This is a genomic window from Niveispirillum sp. GW835-FHT14G11, from assembly GCF_058793615.1.
In genome coordinates this window covers 301113-307423 of the sequence record NZ_JBXAFZ010000011.1, presented here as the reverse complement: position 1 = coordinate 307423, position 6311 = coordinate 301113, and the positions used below count along the sequence as shown (strand labels likewise).

Genomic DNA, 6311 nt, shown 5'->3' with positions numbered 1-6311 from the left:
CAGCAGCAAGCTGGCAGCTATCAGGCGAACCGACTACAATGCACTGCAACCCAGTCGCACTTCAGCGTGAATCCGCCCGCAAATGTAGGCGCAAAGTTAAAATGTCAGTCCTGCGCAAGATAGAAATGTCAGCCCCTGGCCCTCGTCCGCCTTTCAGGATAGTTTCCTTGGCATCAAATTGGCGATGGGGATCATGACCGACGAACCGGTATCGCGCTTGACCGATCATCTGGGCTTCTGGCTGCGTCTGGTGTCCAACCATGTGTCGCACGGCTTCGCGCGCAAGCTGGAGGGCCGGGGCGTCACGGTGGCGGAATGGGTGGTGCTGCGCGAGCTGTACAAGGTCGAGCCCATGCCCCCTTCCCGGCTGGCCGACCAGATGGGCATGACGCGCGGCGCCATCAGCAAACTGGCCGACCGGTTGATTGCCAAGGGCTTGGTGCAGCGCGCCGACGACCCGCTGGATGGGCGGGCGCATAAGCTGTCGCTGAGCGATGACGGCACATGCCTGCTGCCGGAGCTGGCGCGGCTGGCGGACGAGAACGAGGCGGCGTTCTTCGCCGGCCTGACGGAGACGGAGCGGTCGGTGATGGAAGGCGCGCTGCGCCGGATCGTGGCGGAGCGCGGGCTGAAGGAACTGCCGGTGGATTAGCCGATCCGACGTCGGATACCCTCGCTGAGCGGAAAGTCCATGGTGCAGCGCACGCCGTCCGGCTCGAAATGCAGCGCCGTGGCGCCGTGGATCTCATAGGCCAGCGAGCGCTGGATCAGGGAGGTGCCAAAGCCTTTGGCGCCGGGAACGGTGATGGCCGGTCCCCCCGTCTCCTTCCAGCTCACGCGGATGCGGGGGGGCATCGTCCCCTCGTCCACATCCCAATGCACGTCCAGATGGCCGCCATGCTGCGAGAAGGCGCCGTATTTGGCGGCGTTGGTGGCCAGTTCATGGAAGACCAGGGCCAGGGCGAGCGCCGCCTTGGGCCGCAGCTCGATGGGGGGCCCCTCGATACAGACATCCTGGGGTTCCTGGGCATAGGGGTTCACCTCATGGCGCACCACCTCCGACAGCTGCACCCATTCCCAATAATGGTCGGCCAGCAGATTGTGCGTGGCCGACAGGGCCCGCAGGCGGCCTTCGAAGGACAACCAGAAACTGGCCGTATCCGCATGCCGCCGGCGCGTCTGCTGGCCGATGGACAGCACCGTGGCCAGCGTGTTCTTCACCCGATGCGACAGCTCGGCCATCAGCAGTTCCTGGCGTTCCTCCGCCTGGCGCCGTTCCGTCACGTCCACGATCTGCACGACGGCCCCGGACGGTCCTTCGTCCCCGTCCAGCGGGATGATGGAATAATGCACCGGTACGTCCCGCCCGTCGGGGCGGGTCAGGGTGGTGGCCTGTTCCGCCGCGGCGGGCACGGGCCTGCCATCCTTGGCCGGTTTCTCCAGCCCCAGCCGCTCGAACACCGACCCGCCCTCCAGCTCCCCGCCCAGCAGCGCCACGGCCGGGGGGTTGAGATATGTGGCCATGCCGGCCCGGTCGGTCAGGATAAGGGCGGCGGGCACGTTGCGGGTGATGGTGGCGGTGATCAGGGCCTGGTCGGCCAGGCGGCGGTTCACGGCGGCCAGCTGGTCGGCCAGCATGGCGCGGGTGCGGGCCGCGTTGCGTTCGGCCTCCAGCCGCAGCGCGCGGCCTTCCCGTTCGCGGAAATCGGCCAGCAGGCGGCGGTTCTGATCTTCCAGGAAACGGCGGCGCAGGATGGCCCGCAACCGGGCGCGCAGCGGCGCCAGCGGGGCCGCGGGGTCGAACAGATCGTCGATGCCCGTGGCCAGCAACCGGTGCAGCGCATCCTGATCATGGGTGCCGCCCAGGCCCAGGATCACGGCGGTGCCCGTGCCGACGCTGGCCCGGCTCTGCCGGCACAGTTCCTGGCCGCCAATGTCGGGCAGCCGGTTGCAGACCAGCATCACGTCCTGCGGTTCCTGGGCCAGCCGCGCCAGGGCGTCGGTGGCGCTTGGCACTTCCGTCGTCAGGCACCCTTCCTCCACCAGCATGGCGCGCAGCGGATGCAGGAAAGCGGCCTCGAACCCCACCACCAGCACGCGGGGCTGGCGGAACTGGATCTGGGGCAGTACCTCCATGTCGTCGTCGCGCCGCGCATGGCGCAGCAACTGGGCCACACGCAGCAGCAGCACGGCCGAATCCGTGGATTTGGGCAGGAAATCGTCCGCACCGCTATCCAGCCCCTCGCGCTGACGCGCCGGTGTCTCATCCGCCGTCAGCATCAGGATCGGCATGGACAAGGTGGCCAGATGCAGGCGGATCAGGCGGCACAGGTCGCCGCCCTGCATGCCGGGCAGATGATGATCGACGATCAGCAGATGCGGCAGCGTCCGGTTCAGGACGGGCAATGCCGCTTCGGCACTGTCCACCTGTTCGACGGCATAGCCATCCTCTTCCAGCAGCAGGCGGAAACGCAGCGCCTGGGTAGGACTATCCTCAATCAGAAGGATGCGCCTCGCCGGCGCTTCAACCTTGGCCGACACCGGCAACCTGCGCGCTCTCATGCGCCTTGAATACGGTCAGGGCCAGACGGGCCAGATCACGTTCCACGACCGGTTTGCGCAGGATGGGCCGGCCATGCCACTCCGCCGGCAGGCCGGCGGCGTCATAGCCGCTGGTCAGGATGAAGGGCACGCCGCGCGCCGCCAGGGTGGCTGCCACGGGAAAGACCAGCTGACCGGACAGGTTGACGTCCAGGATCGCACCATCCAGCATTTCCCCCGCCGCCAGCGGCAGGGCCTGCTGGATGTCGCCCACCGGGCCGATGACGTCAAATCCCAGATCCGCCATGATATCGGCGACATGGATGGCGATCAGGAATTCATCCTCGACGACCAGTATGCGTTTTTGAATTCCCATCACCAACCTGCAACCTGCAAAGCAACCTTGATAGCTTAACGCCGGACGAGGGCAAATGGCGCTAAGCGTTGAGCCTTATTTCGAACGGCCTAAGGTTGGGCATAGACCGGGGTATACATCCGTTCAGGTTGAGGGTTCCCGCCGATCTCCGCCATGATGCGCAGAGCGGCACGGCCGACCAGCCCGCCGAGTGTCCCGATCCGCGCATCGGTGATGCGCGCCATGGGGCCGGACAATGACACGGCCGCCACCGGATCGCCATGTTCATTGAAGATGGGTGCCGCCACGCAGCGCAGGCCCACGGCATGTTCCTCATCATCCACGGCATAGCCCCGCGCACGGGCGGCGGACAGGTCGGCCTGCATATCCGGCAGGCTGGTCAGGGTGCGGGCCGTGACCCGCGCCAAGCCATGGCGCTCCACATGCCGGGCCAGCGCGCCCTCACCCAGCGCCGACAGCAGCGCCTTGCCCACGCCCGAACAATGCATGGGCACGCGCGCGCCCAGCCGGGCGAAGGTGCGCATCATCTCCCGGCATTCGACCTGCGACAGATAGACGGCCGCCCCCTGATCCTCGATGGCCAGATTGACCGTCTCGCCACTGGCCTCCATCAGCGCCCGCATGTGCGGGCGCGCCAGGCGGACCAGATCGCGCGTGCGCAGGAAACCGCTGCCCATGATGAAGGCCTGCACCCCCACCGACCATAGCTTGGTCTCGGCATCGAATCGCACATATCGTTCGGATTCCAAAGAAGTCAGCAGGCGATGGGTGGTGGAGGCGGCCAGCCCGACGCTGGTCCCCACCTCCGTCAGGCTGGCGCCGCCATCGGCCTGCGACAGGTGGTTCAGGATGGCGATGGCCCGGCCCAGCACCTGGACATTGCCGCTGCGTTCAGTGTCGGACTTAACCATGGCTCCTCCGGCCGTTGGCTCGACCTGACCTACGCTTAACACGCATTTCCGTATCGTGGAAAGACTTCCACGAACTGTTGCGCAGGGGCAGACGGCCTGATAGGCGTTAGGGCAACGACACCAGCCGCTTGTTGAGGGAACGCCCCATGTCCGCCACCGTCGATATTCATGGTCTGAAGGTTGATGCCGAGCTGCACCGCTTCATCGAGAGTGAGGCCCTGCCCGGCACGGGGCTGGACCCCGCCGCCTTCTGGTCCGGCTTTGCAGCTTTGTTCCGCGATCTGGCGCCCGTGAACAAGCGGTTGCTGGACCGGCGCAACGCGCTGCAGGCCAAGATCGATGGCTGGCACATCGCGCGGCGCGGGCAGGATATCGATCCGGTCGCCTATGAGGCGTTCCTGCGCGACATCGGCTATCTGGTGGCCGAGGGGCCGGACTTCACCATCGGCACTCAGAACACCGATCCGGAAGTGAGCCAGGTGGCGGGGCCGCAGCTGGTGGTGCCGGTGATGAATACCCGCTTCGCGCTGAACGCCGCCAATGCCCGCTGGGGCAGTCTCTATGACGCGCTGTACGGCACCGACGCGCTGGGCGATGTGGGCACGACCGGGGCCAAGGGCTATGACCCTGTGCGTGGTGCCGCCGTCATCGCCAAGGGGCGCGCGGTGCTGGACCAGGCGGCCCCCCTGGCCAAGGGCAGCCACAAGGACGCCACGGGATACAGCGTCGCCAACGGCACCCTGGTCGTGACCCTGGCCGATGGCAGCGTTACCGGGCTGGCCGATGCCGGACAGTTCAAGGGTTATAATGGCGATGCCGGCGCGCCCGCCAACATCCTGCTGGTCCATCACGGCCTGCATCTGGACATCGTCATTGACCGCGCCCACCCGATCGGCCAGACCGACGCGGCCGGCATGGCCGATATCGTGCTGGAATCGGCCCTGACCGCCATCATGGATTGCGAGGACAGCATCGCCGCCGTCGATGCCGCCGACAAGGTGACCGTCTATCGCAACTGGCTGGGCCTGATGAAGGGCGACCTGACGGCGACGTTCGACAAGGGCGGCCGCACCATGGATCGGGCCCTGAACCCGGATCGCACCTACAAGGCCGCCGACGGTATCGGCAGTATCAGCCTGCATGGCCGCTCGCTGCTGTTCATCCGCAATGTCGGGCATCTGATGACCATCGATGCCGTGACGTTCGCGGATGGGTCCTGGGTGCCGGAGGGCATTCTGGACGGCATCGTCACCAGCCTGATCGCCCTGCATGACCTGCGCCGCACGGGTGGTCTGGCCAACAGCCGGGCCGGTTCGGTCTATATCGTCAAGCCGAAGATGCATGGGCCGGAGGAAGTGGCCTTCGCCAACCATCTGTTCGACCGGATCGAGGATGTGCTGGGGCTGGCCCGCCATACCCTGAAGATCGGCATCATGGATGAGGAACGGCGCACCACCGTCAACCTGAAGGAATGTATCCGCGCCGCCAAGGACCGGGTCTGCTTCATCAATACCGGCTTCCTGGACCGCACGGGCGATGAAATGCACACCTCCATGCAGGCCGGCCCCATGATCCGCAAGGCGGAGATGAAGTCGGCCGCCTGGATCGGGGCCTATGAGAACTGGAATGTCGATAACGGCCTGGCCGCCGGCTTCCGGTCCCATGCCCAGATCGGCAAGGGCATGTGGGCCATGCCCGACCGGATGGCGGAGATGCTGAAGGTCAAGATCGGCCATCCCATGGCCGGCGCCACCACCGCCTGGGTCCCCTCACCCACCGCCGCCACCCTGCATGCGCTGCATTATCATCAGGTGGATGTCGCGGCCCGGCAGGCCGAGCTGTCCACCCGGCCCCGTGCATCCTTGCGCGACATCCTGACCATCCCGCTGGCCCGTGGCATCAACTGGTCGGATGCGGAGGTGAATGAGGAGTTGGAGAATAATGCCCAGGGCATCCTGGGCTATGTGGTGCGCTGGATCGACCAGGGCATCGGCTGTTCCAAGGTGCCGGACATCCACAATGTCGGCCTGATGGAAGACCGCGCCACCCTGCGCATCTCCAGCCAGCATATCGCCAACTGGCTGCTGCACGGGGTCTGCACGCAAGCCCAGGTGCTGGCCGTGATGAAGCGCATGGCCGCCGTGGTGGACACCCAGAACGAAGGTGACCCGCTCTACCGCCCGATGGCGGCCGATTTCGACGCCTCCATCGCCTTCCAGGCCGCCTGCGACCTGGTGTTCAAGGGCGTGGAGCAGCCCAGCGGCTATACCGAGCCGCTGCTGCACAAGCATCGCCGGGCGCTGAAGGCGAAGGGGTGAGGGATTTGGGTCACGGCGGCGACTGCCGCCGCGCCGCACGTGCGGCGTAGCCAAGTCCACGGATGTGGACGCCGGCGACTGAGGCCCGGTGATCGGTCACGATCACCGGGAACGGGTATAACTTGTACAGACGATGACATTACGTCATGATGGTTTCAGATTCCG

Annotated in this window: 5 protein-coding genes; 2 read left to right on the top strand and 3 right to left on the bottom strand. The window is 66.2% G+C overall.

The features are described 5' to 3' along the window. The first annotated feature begins 193 nt into the window (after positions 1-193). The gene (locus tag AC1Q7F_RS21145; RefSeq protein ID WP_492510521.1) at positions 194-652 is read left to right on the top strand and encodes a MarR family winged helix-turn-helix transcriptional regulator; all 459 of its coding nucleotides are present in this window, start codon (positions 194-196) and stop codon (positions 650-652) included. On the opposite strand, the gene AC1Q7F_RS21140 is transcribed toward AC1Q7F_RS21145, so the two are convergent. The 3 genes from AC1Q7F_RS21140 to AC1Q7F_RS21130 all read right to left on the bottom strand — a co-directional run bounded on the left by AC1Q7F_RS21140 (position 649) and on the right by AC1Q7F_RS21130 (position 3828). After that, complete coding sequence (locus tag AC1Q7F_RS21140) at positions 649-2541, bottom strand: response regulator (protein ID WP_492510520.1); 1893 nt, start codon at positions 2539-2541, stop codon at positions 649-651. The genes AC1Q7F_RS21145 and AC1Q7F_RS21140 overlap by 4 nt on opposite strands. After that, on the bottom strand, positions 2525-2917 hold the full coding sequence (locus AC1Q7F_RS21135; RefSeq protein WP_492510519.1) for a response regulator: 393 nt from the start codon (positions 2915-2917) through the stop codon (positions 2525-2527). Before AC1Q7F_RS21135 ends, AC1Q7F_RS21140 begins: the two co-directional genes overlap by 17 nt. 89 nt (positions 2918-3006) lie before the next feature. Next, positions 3007-3828, bottom strand: coding sequence for an IclR family transcriptional regulator domain-containing protein (locus tag AC1Q7F_RS21130; protein ID WP_492510518.1), 822 nt, complete (start codon positions 3826-3828; stop codon positions 3007-3009). A 146-nt stretch (positions 3829-3974) separates the two neighbouring features. Here AC1Q7F_RS21130 and AC1Q7F_RS21125 point away from each other — a divergent pair, with 146 nt between their 5' ends. Further along, positions 3975-6146 (top strand): malate synthase G, encoded by a 2172-nt coding sequence (locus tag AC1Q7F_RS21125; RefSeq protein WP_492510517.1) that lies wholly within the window; start codon positions 3975-3977, stop codon positions 6144-6146. Positions 6147-6311: the final 165 nt, after the last annotated feature.

Excerpts from the sequence above, each read along its gene's own strand:
- AC1Q7F_RS21130 (WP_492510518.1), bottom strand. The coding sequence starts at position 3,828 with ATGGTTAAGTCCGACACTGAACGCAGCGGCAATGTCCAGGTGCTGGGC.
- AC1Q7F_RS21145 (WP_492510521.1), top strand. The coding sequence starts at position 194 with ATGACCGACGAACCGGTATCGCGCTTGACCGATCATCTGGGCTTCTGG.
- AC1Q7F_RS21125 (WP_492510517.1), top strand. The coding sequence starts at position 3,975 with ATGTCCGCCACCGTCGATATTCATGGTCTGAAGGTTGATGCCGAGCTG.
- AC1Q7F_RS21135 (WP_492510519.1), bottom strand. The coding sequence starts at position 2,917 with ATGGGAATTCAAAAACGCATACTGGTCGTCGAGGATGAATTCCTGATC.